At 49.9% G+C, this 25,199-nt stretch carries 23 protein-coding genes, 1 other RNA gene and 1 pseudogene; 17 read left to right on the top strand and 8 right to left on the bottom strand.

All coding sequences use genetic code 11. The annotated features are described in order from the left end of the window. Positions 1-4 precede the first annotated feature (4 nt). Positions 5-580 carry an RNA polymerase sigma factor RpoE gene (gene rpoE / locus GN242_RS04960; protein ID WP_062744587.1) on the bottom strand — a complete coding sequence of 192 codons (576 nt, stop codon included), beginning with the start codon at positions 578-580 and terminating at the stop codon, positions 5-7. 471 nt (positions 581-1,051) lie between these two features. Between rpoE and nadB the strand changes: the two genes are divergently transcribed. Continuing rightward, positions 1,052-2,653 (top strand): L-aspartate oxidase, encoded by a 1,602-nt coding sequence (gene nadB, locus GN242_RS04955; RefSeq protein WP_154753750.1) that lies wholly within the window; start codon positions 1,052-1,054, stop codon positions 2,651-2,653. Here nadB and trmN read toward each other — a convergent pair whose 3' ends face one another. After that, complete coding sequence (trmN, locus tag GN242_RS04950; protein WP_154753749.1) at positions 2,654-3,391, bottom strand: tRNA(1)(Val) (adenine(37)-N(6))-methyltransferase TrmN; 738 nt, start codon at positions 3,389-3,391, stop codon at positions 2,654-2,656. Positions 3,392-3,523: 132 nt separating this feature from the next. On the opposite strand from trmN, the gene srmB reads away from it, so the two are divergent. Continuing rightward, the gene (gene srmB / locus GN242_RS04945) at positions 3,524-4,852 is read left to right on the top strand and encodes an ATP-dependent RNA helicase SrmB (RefSeq protein ID WP_154753748.1); all 1,329 of its coding nucleotides are present in this window, start codon (positions 3,524-3,526) and stop codon (positions 4,850-4,852) included. 228 nt (positions 4,853-5,080) lie between these two features. On the opposite strand, the gene grcA is transcribed toward srmB, so the two are convergent. Beyond that, on the bottom strand, positions 5,081-5,464 hold the full coding sequence (gene grcA / locus GN242_RS04940) for an autonomous glycyl radical cofactor GrcA (protein WP_154753747.1): 384 nt from the start codon (positions 5,462-5,464) through the stop codon (positions 5,081-5,083). A 289-nt stretch (positions 5,465-5,753) separates the two neighbouring features. Here grcA and ung point away from each other — a divergent pair, with 289 nt between their 5' ends. After that, positions 5,754-6,443, top strand: a complete 690-nt coding sequence (ung, locus tag GN242_RS04935) for a uracil-DNA glycosylase (RefSeq protein WP_154753746.1) — start codon at positions 5,754-5,756, stop codon at positions 6,441-6,443. Positions 6,444-6,561: 118 nt separating this feature from the next. On the opposite strand, the gene grpE is transcribed toward ung, so the two are convergent. Further along, positions 6,562-7,143: a nucleotide exchange factor GrpE gene (gene grpE / locus GN242_RS04930; protein WP_154753745.1), complete on the bottom strand. Its 582-nt coding sequence runs from the start codon at positions 7,141-7,143 to the stop codon at positions 6,562-6,564. A 123-nt stretch (positions 7,144-7,266) separates the two neighbouring features. Here grpE and nadK point away from each other — a divergent pair, with 123 nt between their 5' ends. The 3 genes from nadK to bamE all read left to right on the top strand — a co-directional run bounded on the left by nadK (position 7,267) and on the right by bamE (position 10,423). Continuing rightward, the gene (nadK, locus tag GN242_RS04925) at positions 7,267-8,145 is read left to right on the top strand and encodes an NAD(+) kinase (protein ID WP_154753744.1); all 879 of its coding nucleotides are present in this window, start codon (positions 7,267-7,269) and stop codon (positions 8,143-8,145) included. An 85-nt stretch (positions 8,146-8,230) separates the two neighbouring features. Then, positions 8,231-9,892 carry a DNA repair protein RecN gene (gene recN, locus GN242_RS04920; RefSeq protein WP_154753743.1) on the top strand — a complete coding sequence of 554 codons (1,662 nt, stop codon included), beginning with the start codon at positions 8,231-8,233 and terminating at the stop codon, positions 9,890-9,892. 183 nt (positions 9,893-10,075) lie between these two features. After that, the gene (gene bamE, locus GN242_RS04915; RefSeq protein ID WP_154753742.1) at positions 10,076-10,423 is read left to right on the top strand and encodes an outer membrane protein assembly factor BamE; all 348 of its coding nucleotides are present in this window, start codon (positions 10,076-10,078) and stop codon (positions 10,421-10,423) included. A gap of 75 nt (positions 10,424-10,498) precedes the next feature. Here the strand turns inward: bamE and GN242_RS04910 are convergent, their stop codons facing one another. Continuing rightward, positions 10,499-10,786 (bottom strand): RnfH family protein, encoded by a 288-nt coding sequence (locus GN242_RS04910; RefSeq protein WP_156286993.1) that lies wholly within the window; start codon positions 10,784-10,786, stop codon positions 10,499-10,501. After that, positions 10,779-11,213, bottom strand: a complete 435-nt coding sequence (locus tag GN242_RS04905) for a type II toxin-antitoxin system RatA family toxin (protein ID WP_154753740.1) — start codon at positions 11,211-11,213, stop codon at positions 10,779-10,781. The genes GN242_RS04910 and GN242_RS04905 overlap by 8 nt, the downstream gene beginning before the upstream one ends. A 231-nt stretch (positions 11,214-11,444) precedes the next feature. On the opposite strand from GN242_RS04905, the gene smpB reads away from it, so the two are divergent. The 3 genes and pseudogenes from smpB to GN242_RS04890 form a co-directional block, all read left to right on the top strand. Beyond that, entirely contained in the window at positions 11,445-11,927 is a 483-nt protein-coding gene (gene smpB, locus GN242_RS04900; protein WP_154753739.1) for an SsrA-binding protein SmpB, read from the top strand. 49 nt (positions 11,928-11,976) lie between these two features. Continuing rightward, positions 11,977-12,340: a transfer-messenger RNA gene (gene ssrA, locus GN242_RS04895) on the top strand. A 190-nt stretch (positions 12,341-12,530) separates the two neighbouring features. Continuing rightward, positions 12,531-12,954: pseudogene (locus GN242_RS04890) on the top strand (integrase arm-type DNA-binding domain-containing protein); the annotation flags it as partial. Between the two features lie 164 nt (positions 12,955-13,118). Here GN242_RS04890 and GN242_RS04885 read toward each other — a convergent pair. Next, positions 13,119-13,469 carry a hypothetical protein gene (locus tag GN242_RS04885; RefSeq protein WP_154753738.1) on the bottom strand — a complete coding sequence of 117 codons (351 nt, stop codon included), beginning with the start codon at positions 13,467-13,469 and terminating at the stop codon, positions 13,119-13,121. Between the two features lie 1,029 nt (positions 13,470-14,498). Here GN242_RS04885 and GN242_RS04880 point away from each other — a divergent pair. From GN242_RS04880 to GN242_RS04850, 7 genes are all read left to right on the top strand, one after another. Then, a complete protein-coding gene (locus GN242_RS04880; protein ID WP_156286992.1) occupies positions 14,499-16,163 on the top strand; it encodes an ATP-binding protein in 1,665 nt (554 codons plus the stop codon). Continuing rightward, positions 16,141-16,839, top strand: a complete 699-nt coding sequence (locus tag GN242_RS04875) for a response regulator (RefSeq protein WP_156286991.1) — start codon at positions 16,141-16,143, stop codon at positions 16,837-16,839. The genes GN242_RS04880 and GN242_RS04875 overlap by 23 nt, the downstream gene beginning before the upstream one ends. Positions 16,840-17,012: 173 nt before the next feature. Next, complete coding sequence (locus tag GN242_RS04870; RefSeq protein ID WP_154753735.1) at positions 17,013-18,101, top strand: ABC transporter substrate-binding protein; 1,089 nt, start codon at positions 17,013-17,015, stop codon at positions 18,099-18,101. 78 nt (positions 18,102-18,179) lie between these two features. Continuing rightward, positions 18,180-19,949, top strand: a complete 1,770-nt coding sequence (locus GN242_RS04865; RefSeq protein ID WP_154753734.1) for an ABC transporter permease — start codon at positions 18,180-18,182, stop codon at positions 19,947-19,949. Beyond that, entirely contained in the window at positions 19,942-21,018 is a 1,077-nt protein-coding gene (locus GN242_RS04860; RefSeq protein ID WP_154753733.1) for an ABC transporter ATP-binding protein, read from the top strand. The genes GN242_RS04865 and GN242_RS04860 overlap by 8 nt, the downstream gene beginning before the upstream one ends. A gap of 279 nt (positions 21,019-21,297) precedes the next feature. After that, entirely contained in the window at positions 21,298-22,152 is an 855-nt protein-coding gene (locus GN242_RS04855; protein ID WP_154753732.1) for a PA4780 family RIO1-like protein kinase, read from the top strand. A gap of 225 nt (positions 22,153-22,377) precedes the next feature. Next, positions 22,378-23,760 (top strand): DNA cytosine methyltransferase, encoded by a 1,383-nt coding sequence (locus GN242_RS04850; RefSeq protein WP_156286990.1) that lies wholly within the window; start codon positions 22,378-22,380, stop codon positions 23,758-23,760. A gap of 42 nt (positions 23,761-23,802) precedes the next feature. On the opposite strand, the gene GN242_RS04845 is transcribed toward GN242_RS04850, so the two are convergent. Next, on the bottom strand, positions 23,803-24,570 hold the full coding sequence (locus GN242_RS04845; RefSeq protein WP_154753730.1) for a TdeIII family type II restriction endonuclease: 768 nt from the start codon (positions 24,568-24,570) through the stop codon (positions 23,803-23,805). A 315-nt stretch (positions 24,571-24,885) separates the two neighbouring features. Between GN242_RS04845 and GN242_RS04840 the strand changes: the two genes are divergently transcribed. Next, positions 24,886-25,191 (top strand): ArsR/SmtB family transcription factor, encoded by a 306-nt coding sequence (locus tag GN242_RS04840; protein WP_154753729.1) that lies wholly within the window; start codon positions 24,886-24,888, stop codon positions 25,189-25,191. Positions 25,192-25,199 lie beyond the last annotated feature (8 nt).

Genomic DNA, 25,199 nt, shown 5'->3' with positions numbered 1-25,199 from the left:
ATCGCTAGCGTTGGATAAGCGGTTGAATTTTATTATCAATAGCTTCACGGGCGCGGAAGATACGAGAACGAACCGTACCAACCGGGCAATCCATGATAACAGCTATCTCTTCGTAGCTCAGGCCATCGAGTTCACGTAGGGTGATTGCCATACGTAAGTCTTCGGGTAACATCTCGATGGTACGAAAAACTATCTGTCTCAATTCTTCCGACAACATTAAGTTCTCAGGGTTCGAAATTTCTTTCAGTGCTCCCGCACTTTCGAAATTCTCGGCGTCGATTGCATCCACATCGCTAGACGGCGGACGGCGCCCCTGAGCAACCAGGTAATTTTTGGCCGTATTGACGGCAATCCGATAGAGCCAGGTATAAAAAGCGCTGTCGCCCCGGAAAGATTCCAGTGCGCGATAGGCTTTAATAAACGACTCCTGCACTACATCAGGTACATCTCCAGACGGCACATAGCGGGAAACCAGGCTCGCCACTTTATGCTGATAGCGAACTACCAGTAAATTGAATGACTTCTGATCTCCTTTCTGCACTCGTTCAACGAGAACCTGATCCGTTAGCTGCTCGCTCATCCGAGGTAAGATCTCCCCAAACTTGTCTCCACGCGTAATCGCACTTCCAGCAATAACTCAATCATTATGAACGAGCATCCAGTCTGAGTCGTTTTCATCGGGAAAGTTCCATTACACCATTATATTTGTCTGGTCATCAGGGGATATTTACAAACCGGCACGCTTTTTTATGCATTCTCGCTGGTTTGTAAGCCACTGCCTCTCTTTAACTTCCGAAGTATCATAGTTCAGAAGCCTGATGACGCCCGCAGAGTAACGCAACAAGTCTTTTTTTTCATCTTATAATCACGTCATTCAGTGACAGTTTGTCTGAGAAAACAGTGCCCGGGCATTTCATCTGTCACGAAAGTGCAATGAAAGTTGTCCTTTTTGATTTAGTTCCAGCTGAAGCAGATCGCCGATAAAAAGCCTTTTTGACGGGATAAGTGAGTGTTATGCTCAACAAACACTCTGTTTAGTAAATTAAACAACATGACTCTTTCCTCCGATTACAGCTGTGATGTGTTAATTATTGGTAGCGGCGCAGCGGGTCTGTCACTGGCATTACGCCTGGCAGAGAAGCATCAGGTCACCGTATTGAGCAAAGGCCCGGTCAGCGAAGGCTCCACGTTTTACGCCCAGGGCGGTATTGCCGCCGTATTTGATGAAACAGACAGCATTGAATCGCACGTTGAGGATACCCTGATAGCCGGTGGTGGCCTGTGTGAGCGCGAGGCAGTCTCTTTTATCGCCAGCAACGCGCGCCATTGTGTGCAATGGCTGATTGATAATGGCGTGTTATTCGATAAAGAAACTCCGCTAAACAGCGAAGAGCGCTACCATCTGACCCGCGAAGGCGGTCACAGCCATCGCCGTATTCTGCACAGTGCAGATGCCACCGGAAAAGCGGTAGAAAACACCCTGGTCAGCCAGGCGTTAAACCATCCAAATATCACTCTGATTGAGCGCGGAAACGCCGTCGACCTGATTGTCTCTGATAAAATCGGCCTGCCGGGTGAGCGGCGTGTGGTGGGTGCGTACATCTGGAACCGCAAACGTGAAGCTGTAGAGACCTGTCGCGCACGCGCAGTGGTGCTGGCTACCGGCGGCGCAGCAAAAGTATATCAGTACACTACCAACCCTGATGTGGCCTCTGGTGACGGCATCGCCATGGCGTGGCGCGCAGGCTGCCGAGTGGCTAACCTGGAGTTTAATCAGTTCCATCCAACCTGTCTGTTCCATCCCGATGCACGCAATTTCCTGCTGACCGAGGCGCTGCGCGGCGAAGGTGCCGTGTTAAAACGCCCTGACGGCACCCGCTTTATGCCTGATTTCGATGAGCGTGGCGAACTGGCCCCGCGTGATATTGTGGCACGCGCCATCGACCATGAGATGAAGCGCCTTGGGGCTGACTGTATGTATCTGGACATCAGCCATCAGCCGCCGGAGTTTGTCCGTGCGCATTTTCCTACCATTTACGAAAAACTGCTGACGCTGGGTATCGATCTGACTAAGCAGCCGATTCCAATCGTTCCGGCAGCACACTACACCTGCGGCGGCGTAATGGTTGATCAGCAGGGGCGCACTGATCTGAACGGTCTGTATGCTATCGGTGAGGTGAGCTATACCGGGCTTCATGGGGCAAACCGCCTGGCGTCAAATTCACTGCTGGAGTGTCTGGTATACGGCTGGTCTGCGGCAGAAGATATTAACCAGCATCTGCCAGCGGTCGACCTGGTCGAGAGCCTGCCAGCCTGGGATGAAAGCCGGGTAGATGATTCCGATGAACGAGTGGTCATTCAGCATAACTGGCATGAGCTGCGGTTATTTATGTGGGACTACATGGGGATTGTGCGCACCACGAAACGGCTGGAGCGCGCGCTGCGCCGTATTATGACGCTGCAACAGGAAATAGATGAGTATTATGCGAACTTTCGCATCTCCAACAATCTGCTGGAGCTGCGCAACCTGGTGCAGGTGGCAGAGCTGATGGTGCGCTGCGCTATGGCGCGCAAAGAGAGCCGGGGCCTGCATTACACCCTCGACTATCCTGAGGCGCTGGGAGAAGCGCTGCCGACCGTCCTGGTTCCCTGATTAGCGGAACAGATAGAAGTCGCGGGTCAGACTACAGTGAGCATCAGAATACTGGTGGTCAGGCCCGCGTATCGTCATGCGATCCAGCAGCTGCTCACCCGGGTTTGGTGAGAGCGCCAGCAATACCCGGTTTGGCGGACGGTTATCGTTATCGGCAACATCAGTACGAAAACGCAGATGCCAGCCGCGCTGTAACGCCAGCTCCACCAGTTTACTCCCCGCCGATTCCGGCAGGATCACACAGAAAAAACCCTCTTCTGCAATCAGGTTTTCCGCACAAACCAGCAGCACGTCATGGGTCAGATCGGTGGTATAACGCGCCGAAGCCCGTTCAGGCGAGGCGCACTCTGAGCCGGGGGAGAAATAAGGTGGATTGCTGACGATCAGCGAATAACGCTGGTCACAGCGCTGTGACCACTCAACAATATCCGCCTGATGCACGTGCACTCGCTCCGGCCAGGGCGATGCCGCCACGTTTTCCTGCGCCTGGGCGGCGGCCATTTCATCCAGCTCCACCGCATCGATCTGCACCGACTCTGCGGTTCTCTGCGCCATCATCAGGGCAATCAACCCGCTGCCGCTGCCGATATCCAGCACCCGCTGAACATTGGCTACAGGAGCCCATGCGCCAAGCAGAACGCCGTCGGTGCCGACTTTCATAGCACAGCGATCGTGGGCGACAAAAAACTGTTTGAAGGTGAATCCGTTGGCGCGGAGAATGGCTTTCTGTTGTGACATTTGGCTGACCTGAAATGGAAACGGCGCTAGCATAGGACAAACTGTGACGAAGGAAAAGTCATTAACTCCACACAAACAGATGAAGATCGTGTTCAATCTGTCTATAATCAGCGCCCCAAACTGAGGTAGACCATGACTGTAACCACTTTTTCCGAACTCGAACTAGACGAGAGCCTACTGCAAGCCCTGCAGGAGAAAGGCTACACCCGTCCTACTGCCATCCAGGCAGAGGCTATTCCGGCAGCACTGGAGGGTCGCGACGTTCTGGGTTCGGCACCAACCGGTACAGGCAAGACTGCGGCCTACCTGTTGCCCGCGCTGCAACATTTACTCGATTTCCCGCGTAAGAAGTCCGGCCCACCGCGTATTCTGATCCTGACCCCAACCCGCGAACTGGCGATGCAGGTGGCAGACCAGGCGCGTGAAATGGCAAAACATACCCATCTGGATATCGCAACCATCACCGGCGGCGTGGCGTTTATGAACCATGCTGAAGTCTTCAGCGAAAACCAGGATATCGTGGTTGCCACCACCGGACGTCTGCTGCAATACATCAAAGAAGAGAACTTTGACTGCCGCGCAGTTGAAACACTGGTTCTTGATGAAGCCGACCGTATGCTGGACATGGGCTTTGCTCAGGATATCGAAACCATCGCGGCTGAAACCCGCTGGCGCAAGCAGACCCTGCTGTTCTCCGCCACGCTGGAAGGCGAAGCAATCAAAGATTTCGCCGAACGTATTCTCAACGAACCTATCGAGATCGAAGCCGATCCGGCACGTCGTGAGCGCAAGAAAATTCAGCAGTGGTACTACCGCGCAGACGATATCAAACATAAAACTGCGTTGCTGATCCACCTGATGAAGCAGCCGGAAGTTACCCGTGCAATCGTCTTCGTGCGTAAGCGTGAGCGTGTGCACGAGCTGTGTGGCTGGCTGCGTGAAGCGGGCATTAACACCAGCTATCTGGAAGGAGAACTGGTCCAGGCGAAGCGTAATGAAGCGATTAAGCGCGTTGCAGAAGGCCGTGTCAACGTGCTGGTAGCGACGGATATCGCGGCTCGCGGCATCGACATCGACGACGTCAGCCACGTGTTTAACTTCGATATGCCGCTGACCGCTGACACCTACCTGCATCGTATCGGCCGCACTGGCCGCGCAGGCAAAAAAGGTATCGCTATTTCACTGGTAGAAGCGCACGACAATATGCTGCTGGGCAGAATCAGTCGTTATATCAAGGAGCCGCTTAAGGCGCGTACCATTGATGAACTGCGCCCAAGCACCCGAGCACCAAACGAAAAGCTCAGAGGCAAGCCGTCGAAGAAAGTACTGGCCAAGCGTAAAGAGAAGAAAGAGAAAGAGAAGCTTGAAGAGAAACCACGCGTCAAAGAGCGTCACCGTGACGCCAAGAACGTGGGTAAACGCCGTAAACCTGCTGCTGCGAAAACCAACAGTGCTGAATAATCACACTGCATAACAAAAAAACCGCCTCACCGGGCGGTTTTTTATTATCTGAAACCAATAAAAATAACATTCAGATTCAGAAAATTCTCACACGGCTGCATTTTAACAAAAAAGTTAAATTTGTGACGCTTTATAAAGAAAAAATTACCTTTCACATCATTATGTTAATAAAAAAAGGCGGAGGGTGAGTTTTTCACCTTCCGCCCTGTTATCCCGCCCTGTTAGTGCTTACAGGCTTTCAGTAAAGGTACGGGTAATAACATCACGCTGCTGTTCTGGGGTCAGCGAGTTAAAACGCACTGCATAACCAGAAACACGAATTGTCAGCTGCGGATATTTTTCCGGGTACTTCACCGCTTCTTCCAGTGTTTCGCGGCTCAACACGTTAACATTCAGATGCTGACCACCTTCTACGCGCACCTGTGGCTGCACTTCCAGTGGGATTTCACGGTATTCAATCTGGCCAAGATCGCTGACGGGTACAATTTGATCTTCGCTGTAACCTGCTTTAGCACAAACGCAACGCGCTTCTGCTTTGTCACTGTCCAGCAGCCAGAAAGAATTCAGTAACGCACTGTTGGATGCTTGAGTAATTTGAATTCCGGTAATCATAATGTCGCCTCCCAGGCAATAGGGCGCTGATATCAATTCCAGCGCCGGGTCGATGGATAAAACCGTGATCTTCTGGGATCTGTATACCAGTACAAGAATGGTGTCTCTTTGATACAAATCAACCCGGGAGGGGTCATCAATGTGCTTAAAACAGCAACTTTATGTTTTATATCAATTTTATGCAGATAAAAAATTCTTCTTTTTTTGCAAATTTTCAATTTTTTTTTAAGTACTACCCCGCCGCAAAGCGCGATAAGCTACCCACTTTGATGACGAAAAGGAGACGGTGATGGTCAATAACATGACCTGGCACGATGTGCTGGCAGAGGAAAAAGAGAAACCTTATTTCAGGGAAACGCTGGCAATGGTCGCAGCAGAGCGTGCGGCCGGAAAGACCGTCTATCCCCCGCAGAAAGATGTTTTTAACGCATTCCGGTTAACCGAACTGGGAGAGATAAAAGTAGTGATCCTGGGGCAGGATCCCTACCACGGGCCGAATCAGGCCCACGGACTGGCGTTCTCGGTACTTCCAGGCGTTGCGGTTCCCCCTTCCCTGGTGAACATGTATAAAGAGCTGGTAACGGATATCCCTGGTTTTGAGCGGCCAAAGCACGGTTTTCTTGAAAGCTGGGCACGCCAGGGCGTGATGCTGCTCAACACCGTATTAACGGTAGAAGCAGGTCAGGCCCATTCGCACGCCAAATTTGGCTGGGAAACATTCACAGATAATGTCATTGCGGCGATTAATCAGCATCGGGAAGGGGTGGTCTTTTTGCTCTGGGGTTCTCATGCGCAGAAGAAAGGCAGCATTATCGATCGCAGTCGGCATTGTGTCCTGCAGGCACCGCACCCTTCCCCGCTTTCTGCACATCGCGGCTTCTTCGGATCAGCTCATTTTTCGAAAACTAATCAGTGGCTGATCGAACGTGGTGAAACGCCGATCGACTGGACGCCACACCTGCCTTCAGAAGAGAAGTGATTATCAGGGGGGTATCGGCCCCCCTGTTGATTTGGACGGGATTAGCGATGAATAACATTCACCAGCGCAGATGAAGACAAAAATAGCCGCATTACGCGGCTATTTTGATTTCAAACTATCAGTCCCTGGCTTTAGCCACTGCAACCATCGCCGGACGTAGCAGGCGACCGTTCAGGGTATAGCCACGCTGCATCACCATCAGCACGTGATTTGGCGCGACCTCTTCAGATTCCATCATCGACATCGCCTGATGAACTTCCGGATTGAACGGCACGTTCGTATCTCCCACGACTTCCACGCCAAACTTACGTACGGCGTCCAGCAGGGCTTTCTTAGTCAGTTCGATGCCTTCGATCATTGGAACCAGGTCAGGATTTGCTTTATCAGCAACTTCCAGGCCGCGCTCCAGGCTATCAATCACTGGCAGCAGCTCGTTGGCGAATTTCTCCAGCGCAAATTTATGCGCCTTTTCAACATCCTGCTCGGTACGGCGACGGATGTTTTCGATCTCCGCCTGCGCACGCAGCTGTGCTTCACGCACGCCGCCCTGTGATTCAGCAAGCTGTGCTTCAAGTTCTGCAATACGCTCATCACGCGGATCCACCACTTCTGCTGTCTCCGCGTCCTGGGTTTGCGCCTGCTCCATCTCAATTTCATCTGAGACTTGCTCGTAAGGTGTGTTCTGTTCTTTACTACTCATGAATTTCTCCGCGTTTGTACATATTCATCTCGCTGGTTCGCTTATTATGGGGATCAGAATCGCGGTTTCAAGGGAACCGGTCACATTGTCGAGGGAGTTTACCTCGTGAGGAATGCAAGGAACATGAATAACCACTTCAACTGCATCGGGATTGTCGGCCATCCACGTCACCCCACCGCACTGACCACCCACGAAATGCTCTATCGCTGGCTGACAGCAAGAGGCTATCAGGTAATTATAGAGCAGCAGATTGCGCGTGAGTTGAAACTGGAAGGCGTTCAGACCGGTACAATGGCAGAGATTGGCCGCAATGCTGACCTGGCGGTTGTCGTCGGCGGTGACGGTAATATGCTGGGTGCAGCGAGAGTGCTGGCACGCTACGATATCAAGGTTATCGGTATTAACCGTGGTAATCTCGGTTTCCTCACCGATCTCGACCCCGACAACGCCCAGCAACAGCTCGCCGACGTGTTGGAAGGGGAATATATCGCTGAAAGCCGCTTTCTGCTGGAGGCTCAGGTTTGCCGTCAGTCGGGTGCTCCGCGTATTGGCACCGCCATCAACGAGGTGGTGCTGCATCCGGGCAAGGTAGCGCATATGATTGAATTCGAAGTGTATATCGATGAAAGCTTCGCCTTCTCGCAACGCTCGGATGGTTTAATCATCTCGACACCTACGGGTTCAACCGCTTACTCACTTTCGGCTGGAGGCCCGATTCTGACGCCTTCGCTGGATGCCATCGCCGTGGTACCGATGTTCCCACATACGCTGTCAGCGCGCCCGCTGGTTATCAACAGCAGCAGCACTATCCGGCTGCGTTTTTCCCATATGCGCAGCGACCTTGAGATCAGCTGTGACAGCCAGATAGCACTACCGATTCAGCAGGGTGAAGACGTGTTAATTCGCCGCAGCGATTATCACCTCAATCTGATACACCCAAAAAACTATAATTATTTCAATACATTAAGTTCAAAACTTGGCTGGTCAAAAAAATTGTTCTAAAACTGATTGCAGCTAGTTTACTGTTTATAAAACCAGTATATACTGTATGAAAAACCACGACTGTGTTTTCATACAGGATACGACTATGCTGACGCAACTGACCATCAGTAACTTTGCGATTGTACGCGAACTGGAGATCGACTTTCAGCGCGGAATGACGGCCATTACCGGTGAAACCGGGGCGGGTAAATCTATTGCTATTGATGCGCTGGGTTTGTGTCTGGGTGGTCGTGCTGATGCCGATATGGTACGTCAGGGTGCGCCCCGTGCCGATATCTGTGCGCGTTTTTCTCTGAAAGATACACCCCCGGCACAGCGCTGGTTGAACGATAATCAGCTCGATGATGGCAACGAATGTCTGCTGCGCCGGGTAATTAGCAGCGATGGTCGCTCTCGCGGCTTTATTAACGGTACCGCGGTGCCCCTTTCACAGCTGCGCGATCTGGGTCAGGCACTGATTCAGATCCACGGGCAGCATGCCCATCAGCTCCTGTTAAAACCTGAACATCAAAAAAATCTGCTGGATGCCTATGCTGGTGAACCGCTGCTGATGCAAAACATGGCTCAACATTACCGTCAGTGGCATCAAAGCTGTCGTGCGCTGGCCCAGCATCAGCAACTGTCACAGGAGCGTGAAGCCCGTCGCGAACTGCTGCAATATCAGCTGAAAGAGCTGAATGAGTTCGCCCCGGTTAGCGGGGAATATGAGCAGATTGATGAAGAGTACAAACGCCTGGCAAACAGCGGTCAGCTGCTTTCAACCAGCCAGCAGACCCTGCTGATGCTGGCTGATGGCGAAGATAACAACCTGCAAAGCCAGCTCTATACCGCCCGGCAGCTGATGACAGAGCTGATTGAGATGGATGACAAACTCAGCGGAGTATCTGGCATGCTGGAAGAAGCCGCGATTCAGATCAGTGAAGCCAGTGATGAACTGCGTCACTACTGCGATCGACTGGATCTCGATCCTAACCGGCTGCATGAGCTGGAGCAGCGCCTGTCACGACAGATCAGCCTGGGCCGTAAGCACCATATTGCCCCGGAAGAACTCCCCGTCTTTCATCAGCAACTGCTGGCAGAACAGCAGCTGCTGGATCAGCAGGAAAGTGACCAGGATGAACTGAGCCACGCCGTCAGCATCCATTATGATGCGGCCCTCAACTGCGCCCGCCAGCTGCATGAACGGCGTGTACACTTTGCAGAAGAGCTGACCGGGCTGATCACTGAAAGCATGCATATGCTGTCGATGCCCCACGGGCGCTTTACCATTGATGTTCAGTTCAACCCTGACCATCTGACAGCCGAAGGTGCTGACCGTATTGATTTCCGCGTCAGCACTAACCCGGGGCAGCCCGTGCAGCCGCTGGCGAAAGTTGCTTCCGGCGGTGAGCTCTCGCGTATTGCGCTAGCTATTCAGGTAATTACTGCGCGTAAAATGGACACACCGGCACTGATTTTCGACGAAGTGGATGTGGGTATCAGCGGGCCAACGGCGGCCGTTGTGGGCAAAATGCTACGTCAGCTGGGCGAGTCCACGCAGGTTATGTGTGTAACGCACCTGCCACAGGTTGCTGGCTGTGGTCATCAGCATTTCTTTGTCAGTAAAGAGACCGATGGCGCAATGACTGAGACGCATATGCAGCCTCTGGACAAGCGTGCGCGCCTGCAAGAGCTGGCTCGTCTGCTCGGTGGCAGCGAAGTCACACGCAACACTCTGGCGAACGCAAAAGAACTTTTAGCCGCCTGACCATTGCACTTTTTTACCGGTTTGTGGTCATATCGTTGCTTCGCAGAGGTTTTAAACTGCGGAAAGGTTTATTATCATCGGCAAGTTACGCTGGTATCATCATTGCACACTGATAAACCCGAAAGACCCGGAGCTGCGGTTTCAGGGGATACGAATATAGCCACAAAGGAATAAACATTGATTATGCGCTGTAAAACGCTGACTGCTGCTGCAGTGGTTCTTCTGATGATGACCGCTGGTTGTTCCACTCTGGAGCGCGTGGTTTACCGCCCGGATATCAACCAGGGCAACTACCTGGTCGCTAACGATGTTGCAAAGATTCATACGGGGATGACCCAGCAGCAGGTGGCTTACACCCTGGGTACGCCAATGATGCATGACCCGTTTGGCAGCAACGTCTGGTACTACCTGTTCCGCCAACAGCCAGGGCATGAGGCAGTGAAGCAGCAGACACTGACTCTGACCTTTGATAAGAGCGGTACATTAATCAATATTGATAACAAACCTGCCCTGACTAAGAACGCAGGCTGACAGCAGTTTGTTTGATATGCGGGGCTGACTTCCCGGTTTCGGTCAGCTCACAAAAAATAAGGCGCTAATTGCGCCTTATTTTTTTGCCGCTCGCTCTGCACGCTGACGACGCAGATCTTTAGGGTCGGCAATTAACGGACGGTAGATTTCTACCCGGTCGCCGCTTTGCACAACATCATGCAATTTTACCGGGCGACTAAAAATACCCACTTTATTGGTCTTCAAGTCGATATCTTTGCGTAAATCCAGCAGACCGGATGCGATGATTGCCTGCTCAACGGTGCTGCCCTCTTCCACCTTCACGCTATAAAGATACTGTTTATCCGGCAAGGCATACACCACTTCAACGGCGATATCAGGCACTGTAAACCTCTTTAGCACGCTGAGTGAAGGCATGAACCATGCTGCTGGCCAGTTCCTTAAAGATGCGCCCAAAAGCAAGCTCGACCAGCATATTGGTGAACTCGAAATCCAGATTTAACTCTACCTTGCAGGCTTCATCACTCAGCGCGGTAAAACGCCAGCCACCGCTTAGTTTACGGAACGGCCCGTCCACAAGCTGCATATGAATACTTTGATTATTTGTCAGCGTATTACGCGTGACAAAGGTCTTGCTGATCCCCGCTTTAGAGACATCAACAGAGGCTGTCATTTGCTCGGAGCTGGCATCAAGCACCCGGCTCCCGGTACAGCCCGGCAAAAACTGCGGATAACTGTCTACATCATTTACTAAACGGTACATTTGTTCCGCACTGTACGGCACCAGCGCCGAACGACTAATCTGGGACATATCAATTCCTGTCTTTACTTTTAACTCCTAAATAATACCATCGCAGGCAATCAAACAAAAATTCTCTCCTGCATAGCATCTGTTATAACCTTAGCAATTCGAGCTACGTGCAGGTGCAGCTAACGCCTGTGCAGCCAGATGAACGACGGATATGGAATCGGCATTTTCTCATGCGCCTGACGCTACGGGGGGATGCCATTAATCACTGCTTCATGTACACTAAGTGGCACTATGACAAAGAAAAAAGCACATAAACCCGGTTCCGCGACCATTGCCATGAACAAGCGCGCCCGCCACGAATACTTCATCGAAGAAGAGTTCGAAGCCGGGCTTTCGCTCCAGGGATGGGAAGTCAAAACCCTCCGCGCCGGTAAGGCCAATATCAGCGACAGCTATATTATGCTGCGCGATGGCGAAGCCTACCTGTTCGGTTCAACTTTCCAGCCCCTCAGCGTGGCATCATCGCATTATGTTTGCGATCCCACCCGCAGCCGCAAGCTGCTGCTGAAAAAGCGCGAGCTGGATACCCTGATCGGTAAAGCCAATCGCGATGGTTACACTATTGTCGCGCTGTCAATGTACTGGAAGAACGCCTGGGCTAAGTTAAAAATCGGCCTGGCAAAAGGTAAGAAAGAGCACGACAAGCGCGATGACATTAAAGATCGTGAGTGGAAATTAGACAAAGCACGTATCATGAAGAACTCCAATCGCTAACCTACTGGTGCAGCGACAGGTTTTTCTGATATACTGCTAAACAGTACTTGGGGCTGATTCTGGATTCGACAGGATTTGCGAAGCCCTAGGAGCATGCCGAGGGGCGGTTTGCCTCGTTAAAAGCCGCAAAAAAATAGTTGCAAACGACGAAAACTACGCACTAGCAGCTTAATAACCTGCTTAGAGCCCTCTCTCCCTAGCTTCCGTTCTTAAGACGGGGATCAAGAGAGGTCAAACCTAAAAGAACTCGCGTGAATACCTTGCCTGGGGTTGAAGCGCTAAAATCTAATCAGGCTAGTTTGTCAGTGGCGTGTCCGTTCGCAGCTGACCGGCGAATGTAAAGATGGACTAAGCATGTAGTGCCGACGGTGTAGTAATTCTGGACGCGGGTTCAACTCCCGCCAGCTCCACCAAATCTTTTCGCGGCGGTTCCAGAGCCGACCGCAGAAGTCCTGAGAGCCCGCATGGTGTAAGCCTTGCGGGTTTTTTTGTGCCCTCAATTTGTCCCACTCAGTCTGAAGCCAGCTCGTCAAATTCGAACCTTTTAGGCACCTCGTAAAGTTTTATTTTTCTTGAGCTGCCTAAAACTATGGAAACACGGCAATCGCAAGACAAACCAAACCTTTATCCGTCAAGGAAATCGAATCCGCTAAACCTAAGGACGCTGACTACGTTCTTTACGATGGCGATGGCCTTGAGCTACTCATCAAATCCACCGGCAGAAAAATATGGCAGTTCCGCTACATTCGCCCTGTTACCAAAAAGCGTGCGAAAAAGAGCATTGGCCCCCCTATCCGGCAGTAACCTCCTTACCGATGCCAGAAACTTTCGGGCAGAGTCTCGCTCTCTCCTGGCAAAACAAATCGATCCTCAGGAACATCAACAAGAACAACTGCGCACTTAGCTTGAAGCTAAAACCAATACTTTCCAACTTGTGGCTGAACGTTGGTAGAATGTGATGAAAGCCAGTGTGACAGAGGACTATGCGGAAAATATCTGGCGCTCTCTTAAAAGAGATGTCTTTCCCAGAAGCCTTAATGTGACCTGCCCCACCAGTATTAGATATGTCTGTTAGTATGTCCGAACAGACATCTCAGATGCCGTATAAAGCAGAACTACGGGCGATGCTCGGTTCATAAAAATAGGGAAGGAACTGTGGCGGCGAAAAAAAAGGTTGCCGCCACAAAGAAGTCAGCAGGTTAACGTCATAATGAATTCCGCAACAGATGTTAAATTTGCAGTTGCAGATAGATATTCTGTAAACCCAATTTCAGATAGTTTTTGGAAGATAGAATTTTTATCATCTGAATCAATATTCTTCAGGGCATCATGCGCTTTTCTAAGTGCTTCAAATGAAACGGAGGGGTTGATTCCAGCTTCATGCAGTCCTTTAGCGGATGGTTGAACTGCAATGCCACTTCCAGCATTATCATGTATAACAGATTGATTCAAAGTAATATGGACTTTACAGTCGGCCTCTACGTGTAATCCATCTTTTCCGTTACATCGTATAACACTTTCAGATATCGTTATTTTATACATTTTCATCCTATTTTTTGCGCAGCTTCAGCTATTGAAGCTGATTCTACAATTACGCTCTTTATTCCAATGGGGTTTAAATAAAACCTGGCACATTATCCATACTGAATTTCATAGAATATTCCAGGTATGCCGCGATTCTGTCTAATGAAAACTAATCATTGAGCTAAAAATTCAGTTTTGGAAAAATCATTCAGGATAATTACACTCGCTCCCCCTCGGCCTTTGCCATATATCAACTCCTTTAACTGAACTTAACGGGATTTATTCGACTGTGACAACAATGATGCGGTATGGCTTTTTGTTTCCTCACTATATCATAACATCTAAAACTACCGTCTCCATATCAGCCCCTGTTTGCTTATCTGTACGAGCCAGGGAAACCACAGAAGCAGCAAGCTTCCTTTTAATTTCAGATGAATTTTCGTTTTGTAGAGCTTTAGCTGCTTGAGAGGCAAGCTTAGATGAGGATTACTTTTTGTTAATAGACATAGAATATTTCCTGGAGAAATACAATATATTGACTCTATGCAACCAAATACGATCGAACATAATATTCGAGAATAATATTGTTAACAATACTAACCCAAGGGCTAACCATGATGCAGATCATAGAAAGCACTGTTTTTATAAACAGTACCCACAACTTTGAAGCAAGGCTATTTTTCTATATGCTGGTGCGAAATTGATTCCTGCTACTTTGCCAAAGAATCAGAAAGTTAGTATTTAGCGTCATTCAGATTGAACTCCACTAAAATTTTCAATCATCATTACCAGTGTCATTCGATAACCTCTAAAGAGTCTATGTCACACAAACCAGATGGGCTTTTTTGTGCCCTCAATTTGTCCCACGAAGTCTGAAGCCAGCTCGTTAAATCCGCACCCGTACCCTCCCCACCTCTACTCAAATCTGCACTTTGCCCCCCATGATTTCTGTCACTTCACAACTCTGCGATTACCCGGTTAACGTCCAGATAATGGCGTGATAGTCTGCATGAATGTTAACATTTTGTTATATCCACAGCGGATGATATGAGACGCAGATTGTCTTTTCAGGTGAAACTCTTTTTGTCTCTGGTGGGATTTTCGTGCCTGCTGTTAACCCTGCTGGGCAGCATTTTATATCATGTTATTGACCGGCAAATTCATCACGACCTGGGACAGCGCGCACGGGTTCAGGCCAGTCAAATTGCGCTGATGCCAGGGCTTGCAGAGAAAGTCGCTGCCAGGGATATCTTCGGGATTGCGGCTATGATTCAACCGCTGCGCAATCAAAGCGATGCCAGCTATATCGTGATTGGCGACGTGCATGAGAATCATCTTTACCACTCTGCATCACCGGAGCGCCTTCATTTACCGATGATCGGCGGTGATAACGCCGAGGTTTTACAGGGCAAAACGATTATTTCGATGCGTCAGGGGGGCATTGGTGTCTCTTTGCGCAGCAAAGCGCCCGTTCTTGATGGCAATAACAAGGTGATCGGGATTGTTTCCGTCGGTTATCTCACCTCCTATATCGCCAATATTAATACCCGCCAGCTTGGGCAAGCCGCCTTATATGGCCTGCTGTTGTTGTGCCTGCTGTTTATCTTTTCATGGATGTTTAGCCGCAACGTGAAAAAACAAATGTTCTGGCTGGAACCTAAAGAAATTGCGATGCTGGTACGTCAGCAGAAAGCACTGCTCGATGCGTTATATGAAGGTGTATTTGCCATTAATGCCGAACAGCAGATAGTTTTAATTAACCATACGGCGCGTGAATTGCTGGATATTCGTCACCCGGAAAATAAACTGCTCGGAAGACCGTTAGCAGAGGTTATCCGCTTACCCTCAGCCTTTTTCAGCGAAAATGATTTCACCTCAACCCGCAGCCATCACGATCGGATAATGGTACTCAATCAGCGGCAGGTAATTGTTAACTGCGTGCCGATAGCGCTGGCCCCCGGTGACGAAAGCGGCTGGGTTTTTAGCTTTCGTGATAAAAATGAGATCAACACCCTGAGCAGCCAGTTGAGCCAGGTAACGCGCTATGCAGATAACCTGCGCATCATGCGTCATGAACAGCTGAACTGGACGGCAACGCTGGCAGGTTTATTGCAGATGAAGCGTTATGAAGAGGCGATGCACTATATTCAATCGCAATCAGCGGACGCACAGTCAGTGCTGGACTTTGTCTCGGCTCACATTACATCCCCTGCCCTGTGCGGTCTGCTACTGGGTAAGTACGTCAGCGCGCGAGAGAAAGGCATTGAACTGAAGCTCGATCCCGCCTGTCAGCTGACTCATATCCCACCAGCTATCAGCGAAACGGCATTAATGTCAGTTATAGGTAATTTACTGGATAACGCCGTGGATGCCACTCTGCAAACCCATCAATCTTCGCCTGTAGAACTCTATATTTCAGACAGAAATCAGGAGCTGCTTATCGAAGTCGCGGATCAGGGCTGCGGGGTGGAAGATGCAATGAAACCGCATATCTTCGAACAGGGCGTGACCACTAAGCTTTCGGATAATCATGAATTAGCCGGTTCCGATCATGGTCTGGGCCTGTACCTGGTGGCGGGTTACGTTCATCAGGCCGGTGGCAGTATCGAAATCAGCGATAATCAGTCACAGGGCACCATCTTATCGGTTTTTATTCCCTTCTCGTCAGATGCGTCAGGAGGAGAACATTATGAATCACAACTCGCTCTTTAATGTCCTCATTGTGGAAGATGAGCCGGAGCTTGCCGCTTTGCATCGTGATTTTATTGAGCAAAACTTTCAGCTACGCGTTGTGGGTATCGCCGGGACGATTGAGCAGGCGCGAACCCTCCTCAATTTACATCAGCCTCATCTGGTACTGCTCGATAACTACCTGCCTGATGGTCAGGGCGTGGAGCTGATAGCCAGTCCGTGGCTAAAAAGTTTAGATTGTTCGGTGATTTTCATCACTGCGGCCAGCGATATGCAGACCTGTAGTCAGGCCATGCGCAACGGTGCTTTTGACTACATCATCAAGCCGGTTTCGTTTCACCGGCTGCGCAGTTCGCTGGAGCGTTTCATGCACCTGGTTAAAACCTTACGCCATGTGAAAGTTGTCGATCAGAGCGCCCTTGACCGGCTTTATAACCTACCCACTATCAATACGCCGTCATCCCCTTCCACTAAAGGCATTGAACCCACAACGCTGGGTAAAGTGCAGCGCATTTTTACCGACGGCGCGGATATCAGCTGGTCTGTTGAGCAGGTAGTGGAGAAAGTCGGTATCAGCAAAACGACATGTCGCCGTTATCTGGAGTATTGCGTGGAGATGGGTTTTATTAGCATCGAGATGCAATATGGCAATATCGGGCATCCGAGACGGCTTTATCGTAAAAAAGCTGCCGTGTAACCGGCAAATTCACGGGCTGCATGATGACCATTCCCGTGGTGTTAATGGTGTTAATTGCCTAAAAAAAGCCCCGAATCACAGATCGTGAAGATAAAAAGTTCCCCCCATTGTCTGCCCGACACTATGCGCTATGTTGACTTTTAGTTACCGAGATAAACTAAAGGTTAATAATAATGTTAAACAAATTACATCTTTCCCTGCTCTCTGCCACTGTTCTGATCTCTTCCTCTGCCATTTCCGCATTACCTGAAGGCTACCCGGCCGACTACCAGAAAGTGGTGGATGCCGCGACCAAAGAAGGCAAAGTGGTGGTTTACTCTACAACGGATACCAAAGCCGCAGGCCCGCTAATTCAGGGGTTTGAGGCCACTTATCCTGGCATTAAAGTTGAATATAACGACATGAACAGCACCGAGTTGTACAACCGTTATATCAGCGAACAGGCATCAGGCGGCACCAGCGGTGATATCGTGTGGAGTTCGTCGATGGATACCGCCCTGAAACTGGCCGTCGACTATGCACAGGAATACCCCTCCCCCGAGCAACGCCAGCTGCCAAAATGGGCCGTATGGAAAAACAAAGCCTATGGCACCACCTACGAGCCGGTAGTATTTATCTATAACAAACGCCAGATCCCCGCAGGCGAAGTTCCGGACTCTCATAGCGCGCTGGCGAAACTGATCGCCAGCCAGACCGGAAAATTCAGCAAAAAAGTCACCACCTACGATATCGAGAAATCCGGCCTCGGTTTTATGCTGTCCGCCCAGGACTCCAAAGCCGACCCGAATTACTTCAAAACCCTGGCTGACATCGCTAAAGGCGGCCTGGCGGTACAGTCCTCAACCGGCACCATGATGGAACGCGTATCATCCGGCGAAAACCTGATTGGCTTTAATATTCTCGGTTCTTATGCGGAAGCTCGTGCGAAAACCGACCCGTCCCTCGGCATCTCTTATCCGAAGGATTACACCCTGGTGCTGTCACGCGTTTCATTCATCAGCCAGCAGGCGCAACACGGTAATGCGGCAAAGCTGTGGCTGGACTATGTCCTGTCTGAGAAAGGCCAGAGTATCCTGGCAAATCAGGCGGATATTCCATCGATCCGCAACGATATCGAAGGTAAAAACGACATTGATGGCATGACCAAAATGTTAGGCAATGCGCTCAAACCTATCCCTGTCGACGAAAGCCTGCTTGAGTATCTGCAACCGAAAAAACGTCTGGATTACATCAAAGAATGGCGCACTGCTGCCGCTAAATAAATATTCCGGAGGCGTTCGTCGCCTCCCTGTTCTCTTACCTGATGGCATTTTCAGGACGAATAAACTAAGGGAATTCGCATGAGTGCATTGTTTAGAAAGTGGCAGAACCTGCCGCGCGGCATTGTGGTGCTGATAACCACGCTGGTTATCTACATCCCACTGTCGTTTATCGTGATACAAAGTTTTCTCTCCGCGCCATTCTTTGCCCCATCGAAAGAGTGGAGCCTTGAGTCTTTTGAGTTCATTTTTACCGATCCCGATTTCTATAAGGCGCTTAAAAGCGGATTTATTCTGGCATTCGGTCTGGTGATTATCGCTATTCCTCTGGGGGGCATTTTAGCCTTCCTGATGGTGCGTACCGATTTACCCGCCCGGCGTTTTATTGAGCCGCTGATCCTGGTGCCCATTTTTGTCTCACCAATGGTGCTGGGATTTGGCTACGTTGTCGCCGCCGGGCCGGTGGGCTTCTTCTCGCAGTGGGCGCAGTCGATATTCGGTTTTGTACCGTGGAATATCTATGACATGTCGAGCATCGTGATCATCGCCGGTCTGACACACGTCCCGCATGCTTATCTTTATATCTCTTCAGCGCTGCGTAGCGTGGGTTCAGACGTTGAAGAGGCCGCACGAATCTCTGGCGCTTCACCGTTGCAGGTGATGACGGCAGTCAGCCTGCCGATGGTGCGTCCGTCGATTCTGTATGCTTCTGTTTTGCTGTTCTTCCTCGGTCTGGAAGTGTTTGGCCTGATGCTGGTACTCGGCGATCCCGAAGGCAACATGGTGCTGGCCACCTATCTGTATCAGTTAACCAATAAGCTCGGTACGCCGTCATACCACCTGATGGCAGCAGTTGCCGTGGTGCTCATCTGTATCACTATCCCTTTGGTGGCGTTGCAGCGGCGCCTGATGCGCACCGCAAATCGCTTTGTCACGGTGAAAGGCAAAGCGTCTCAGGCGCGTGCCCTGCCGCTGGGGAAATGGCGCTGGGTGGCCGGTGCCGTGGTGGCCTTCTGGCTGACGGTGACCATCGGTGTGCCGTTAATTGGCGTGGTGCTGCGTGCGTTTATCTCCAACTGGGGCGTTGGTGTTTCCCTTTGGGATGAGCTGTCGCTCAATACGTTCCGTAATATCTGGGAACAGCCAAATCTGCTGCGGGCCATCGTCAACTCAATGGCGATAGGTGTGATTGGCGGTGCGCTGGCCGTGGCCTGTTATCTGTTTATCGGGATTGCCATGCACCGTAAACCCGATAACGTCACGCGTTTTCTTGATTACAGCGTGCTGGTGCCACGCGCTGTTCCCGGGCTATTGGCCGGGCTGGCATTTCTTTGGGTATTTCTCTTCCTGCCTATGTGGCTTGATAACGCGCTTAAATCCGGCTGGCTTTCAGGGATGCCGTGGTCGCAGTGGCTGCGGGATAATCTGGTGGTCTGGCTACGCTCGCTGCGCAGTACCATTTTCAGCGTCTGGCTGGCTTATACCGTGGTATGGATGGCCTATGGCTTACGGCTGATCTCCTCAACGTTATTACAGGTTGGCCCGGAACTGGAAGAAGCGGCACGCAGTACGGGAGCGACGCGGGGACAAATTACCCGTCACGTCACTATCCCATTATCACGCTACGGACTGATTGGTTCCTGGCTGCTGATGTTCCTGATTTTCGAACGCGAATATTCCACCGGTGTATACCTGCTTTCTCCGGGTACTGAAACCATCGGCTCCATGCTGGTTTCCCTGTGGGCGGCCGGTGCCATTGATATCGTTGCTGCACTCTCCTTTATTAACATCCTGCTGGTCGTCGTAGGTCTGGGTATTGCCCTGCGCTTTGGAGTGAAATTACATGATTGAATTACTGGTCGAGAATCTGCACTTAACTTACGGCGACAATCCGGTGTTAAAGGGTGTTTCCATGGAGCTGAAACGCGGGGAAGTGGTCTCTCTGCTCGGCCCTTCCGGAAGCGGAAAAACGACGCTGCTACGTGCGGTTGCTGGTCTGGAAAAACCAACCGAAGGCACGATTTTTATCGGAAAAAACAAGGTTTATGACGGCACGCCCCGCAGTGAAATCCCGGCAGAAGAGCGCAATCTTGGGCTGGTGTTTCAGTCCTACGCGCTGTGGCCGCACAAAACCGTTTTCGAGAATGTGGCCTATCCGCTAAAACTGCGAAAAGTGGCAACAGCGGAGATTGCGCAGCGCGTTCAGGCCGTGCTGGATCAGCTGGGACTCGGGCATCTCGGTAAACGCCATCCCTATCAGCTTTCCGGTGGACAGCAACAGCGCGTTGCGATTGGTCGTGCGCTGGTTTATAACCCGCCAGTCATTCTGCTGGATGAGCCGCTATCTAACCTTGATGCCAGGCTGCGAGAAGAAGCCCGTGTGTTCCTGCGCGAGCTGATTATCAAACTTGGTTTATCTGCGCTGATGGTCACGCACGATCAGAATGAAGCCATGGCGATTTCCGATCGCATTCTGTTACTCAACAACGGCAAAATCGAACAGCAGGGCACGCCACAGGAGATGTACGCAACGCCTAAAACGCTGTTTACCGCAGAGTTTATGGGAAGCAATAACCGCCTGCATGGCAAAGTAACTGAAGTACGCGAGGGGAAAGCACGCATCGAAGGCAGAGGCTGGGCGCTGTGGGGGCTGGCGGGCGAAGGTGTACAACCCGGTCAGGAAGGAACGGCGATTATCCGTGTAGAGCGGGTGATACTGAGAGACCAGGCAACGGAGAGTCATAACCAGCTGGAATTGCCGCTGTTAACCAGCATGTATCTCGGGGATCGCTGGGAATATTTGTTCCGTACTTCAGGCGATGATTTTGTTATCCGCGCTTACGGTAATGAAGTTGGCGATCCGCTGCATTGTTATCTGGAGCTGCCTGAAAATCATGTGTGGATCTTCCCTAAACCCTGATTTCATAAAGCGTGAAAAGGATATGTTTTACTGGCTTTATTGCTGAGTCACGCAGGGGGATAATTAGATATAATCCCCCTCAGAGATCACCATTCTGGCCGTCATGTGGCCTGCCTGTGCCCGGACAGGCCACAGGGTGTTTTTTTCTGCCCTTTCTCAACTGGCGAAAGCCATTTTTTTCTGTAAAATTGAGATCTTTTTTCAACCTCCACCATTTTCTCCAGTCTCGTCGTTTCTGTTATTGATACGAAAGGCGGCTGAAATAAGGTATAAAGCCGCATGAAAATCCCAAACAGAATACAACCCCTGGTCGATGATGGTCTGATAGACGATGTGCTGCAACGGCTGAAAAGCGGTAAAGAAGCAGATGTCTACACCGTGCTATGCGGTGACAAGATCAACTGTGCCAAGGTTTATAAAGAAGCATCGCAGCGCAGCTTTAAGCAGGCTGTGCAGTACCAGGAAGGGCGCAAGGTGCGTAGTTCGCGTAATACCCGCGCCATGCAAAAAGGTTCAAAGTTCGGCCGTAAGCAGCAGGAAGAGACCTGGCAGATGGCGGAAGTTGAAGCGCTGTTCCGCCTGGCTAATGCTGGCGTCCGCGTGCCGCAGCCCTATCTTTGCGTTGATGGCGTGCTGTTGATGGAGCTGGTCACTGATGCAGAAGGAGGGGTTGCTCCACGTCTTAGCGACGTGACCCTGACGGAAGAGTGCGCAGTAGCTGATTTCCATACGATGATCCGCAACATCGTACGTATGCTGTGCGCTGGCCTGGTGCATGGAGATTTATCGGAGTTTAACGTGCTACTTGATGCGCAAGGCCCGGTCATTATCGACCTGCCGCAGGCCGTCGACGCCGCCGCCAACAACCATGCGCAGGCCATGTTTGAGCGTGATGTGAATAATATCACCGCTTACTATGGGCAGTTCGCACCGCAGCTTTTGCAGACACGCTATGCGAAAGAGATCTGGATGCTGTTTGAAGACGGCAAATTAACGCCAGAGACACCGTTAACCGGTCTCTTCGTCGAGGAAGTTCATGAGGTGGATATGGATTCACTGATGGACGAAATCATTACAGCGGAAGATGATTATTACGAACGCCAGCGGGCAGCCAGAGAGCGCGACGACGAGTAAGATTGGTGTTGTCGCAGCGCCGTTAGCAATAATCTTCAGCATCAGCTAATAAGCCCACCGGGCTAGCGCCGGGTGGGCTTTTTTGTCTGTTTTATTTGTTCTTCAATGAGGGGCTGCCGGTCGCTATCTGCATAAAATTACTGGAAACGGATTCAGGAAGACGTTGACATTAAAGCCGGTAAAAGGCAAATTGGTATAAATTTTTTATCGTTAGGGAAACCTAAATTGAGTACCACTTTAACAGTGAATGAAGCTGCTGAAATCTTAGAAATTTCCCCACAGCGTGTGCGCTCACTTTGCCGGGCTGGTCGCATTCCAAATACTCGTCAATCAGGGAAAATATGGTTAATTGATGAGCAAAGCGTGTTGAATTATAAAAGCAGCTTAAATGCAGAAGACAGAGTGGCGAACTTTACCACTACAGCCCCTATCGCATTAAGTTTTTTTACAGGTGCAATGGGGTTGGATTTAGGTATTGAAAAAGCCGGATTCAGAACTCTGCTTGCCTGTGAAATTGATAAAAGTGCGCGCAAAACGATCAAAGCAAACAGACCCGACATTGCATTAATCGGGGATATTCGTGACTACTCTCCTCAGGAGATTATGGAACATGCCGGACTTAATTTAGGCGATGAAGTCGACCTCATTATGGGTGGTCCTCCGTGCCAGGCATTCTCAACTGCGGGAAAACGCCAGGGTTTAGAGGATGAAAGAGGAAACGTATTCCTGAAATACCTTGAGACGGTGTTTGAGATAAGGCCAAAATATTTCTTAATCGAGAATGTTCGTGGTCTTCTTTCTGCCCCATTACAACACCGGCCACATAGCCAGAGAGGCGATGACTTCCCTCCTTTAAAAAGTGAAGAGGAAGCGGGTGGTGTATTAAGCTATGTCTATCGCATGATTAAAGCGTCTGGATACAGCTGCTCATTCGAATTATATAACTCGGCGAACTTTGGTGTTCCTCAAACAAGAGAACGCGTGATTATGATGTGCTCCAGAGATGGGGAAAAAATCCCGTATTTGGAACCCACGCACTCTCAAAGTGGCGAGTTTAATCTCCCCGCCTGGAAAACATTTAAAGATGCGGTGAGCGACCTTGATATCTCCTCACACTCCCATCTTGATTTTCCGGAGAAAAGAAAGAAATATTACAGATTGCTAGGGCCTGGTCAGTACTGGAAAAACTTGCCGACTGACTTGCAAATGGAAGCGCTGGGAAATTCATATTTCTCCGGTGGCGGCAAAACCGGATTTTTAAGAAGATTGGCCTGGGATAAACCTTCGCCTACATTAGTGACTCACCCGGCGATGCCTGCTACTGATCTGGCACATCCTGAAGAGTTACGCCCTCTTTCTGTTGAGGAATATAAGCGAGTACAGCAGTTCCCTGAAAGCTGGAAAATTGAAGGGAAGCTTCTTGATCAGTATAAACAACTGGGAAATGCTGTACCGATTGGTTTGGGTTATGCTGTTGGTCGGCATATCCTTGCATTTGATCAAGGGGTTAGCTTTAAAGAGTATCCGGGCTTCAAATATTCGAGATATAAAAACACCTCGGATCTCTATCTTGAAAAGCATCTTGCAATGATAGTTAATAAAAACTAATCACCCTGTACAAACAAAAAAGGAGGCATCTGCCTCCTTTTTTTAAAGACTGTCGATACCATACTGCCTTACCTTGTGCTGTAACTCCTCGCTAACAGATTGAGCAATTTCCAGCACGGCATCATAGGTTCCTCTTCCACCTAACGTGTCCCAATAGTCTCTGCCGATAAGAACGCAGGGATCGCGATGAAAGTTAAATATCTTCATAGGTGGTGTCCAGCGATATAACTCCCGCCCCTCACCAAATGGATTATAATAGAGACCAAAATATACATTAGCAGAGCTATCAGCCAGTTTTAACTTTAACAAATCTCGTTTAGCTTCTGCGGTTTGATCAATATTTGGCTTAACGGTTTTTATTGAGAAGTAATTTGCCTGACCATCACGTTCAAAATAGAGATCGGAAATAACCCGCTGAGTCTCCCGCATACCACCTGAATGCATACTAAAGATATTTTCAACTTCAGCATTCCAGTTTGGAGAGTGCCCTAAAGTATTTGATCGTGCCGTATGGATATTGTTCTCTATTGCTGAAAACTGAGATGCGCTTAATGTGACTAAAGTCTGCTTTTGAGTGGTCACATTGCGGGCACCAGAATACCGCGCTATATCTGCTGATATTTTTTCAATGACTCGCTGTCCAAAACTTGTACTGAAAGAACGTTCAAAACGGCTCCAGAAGATTGCTTCACGGCTTAACAGCGCCTCATGAAAAGGCATGCTTGTAGGGTCACGCTGTAGCCTTGCCAAAGTTCTCTCGATGCAGTCCTTAAATTCGCTGCGGACAAGATTTTCACATTCAACATCCATGGTTGTCACCCGTAATTATATTATTACTAACTAGTTATCGCTTTCACCAGGTTCTGCGTAACGTTACGCGGTGAACCTCGAATACAATTCGTTATGTTTCCTGCAAACTCTATTACACCTTAAACTGTGTGAAACAAAATAACAGACAATAATTAAACCATCAATATTCGACTGATTAGGCGGGTTTTTCTCTTCGACCTCACTGTCGTCATACTGTTTCAATCTGTTTATCGCTCATCTCAACGCAAATCCCCTTGCCCGGCAAGCCAGATTAGTTTAGATTTATCTAAATTAAGTAAATGCTAAAGTAAAACCATGACAGATACGGATTTGACTCTTTTGCGCGACAGCGCCGCCCAGGCAGCACAGCTGCTGAAGTCGATGAGCAACCCTCACCGGCTGCTGATTCTTTGTATGCTGATTGATTCACCGGGCACCTCCGCCGGAGACTTATCCCGGTTGACAGGATTAAGCGCCTCAGCAACGTCTCAGCATCTTGCACGCATGAGAGAGGAGCATCTGATTGAATTTAAAAGGGAAGCGCAGAGGATTAACTACTTTATTAAATCCCCCTCAGTGCTGAAAATTGTGACAACGTTAAAAGCTATTTATTGTCCTTAAGGAGTCAT

The organism is Erwinia sorbitola, assembly GCF_009738185.1.
In the GTDB taxonomy this organism is placed as follows: domain Bacteria; phylum Pseudomonadota; class Gammaproteobacteria; order Enterobacterales; family Enterobacteriaceae; genus Erwinia; species Erwinia sorbitola.
Note: the sequence above shows the minus strand (reverse complement) of the source record. Positions and strands in the feature narration are given on the sequence as shown.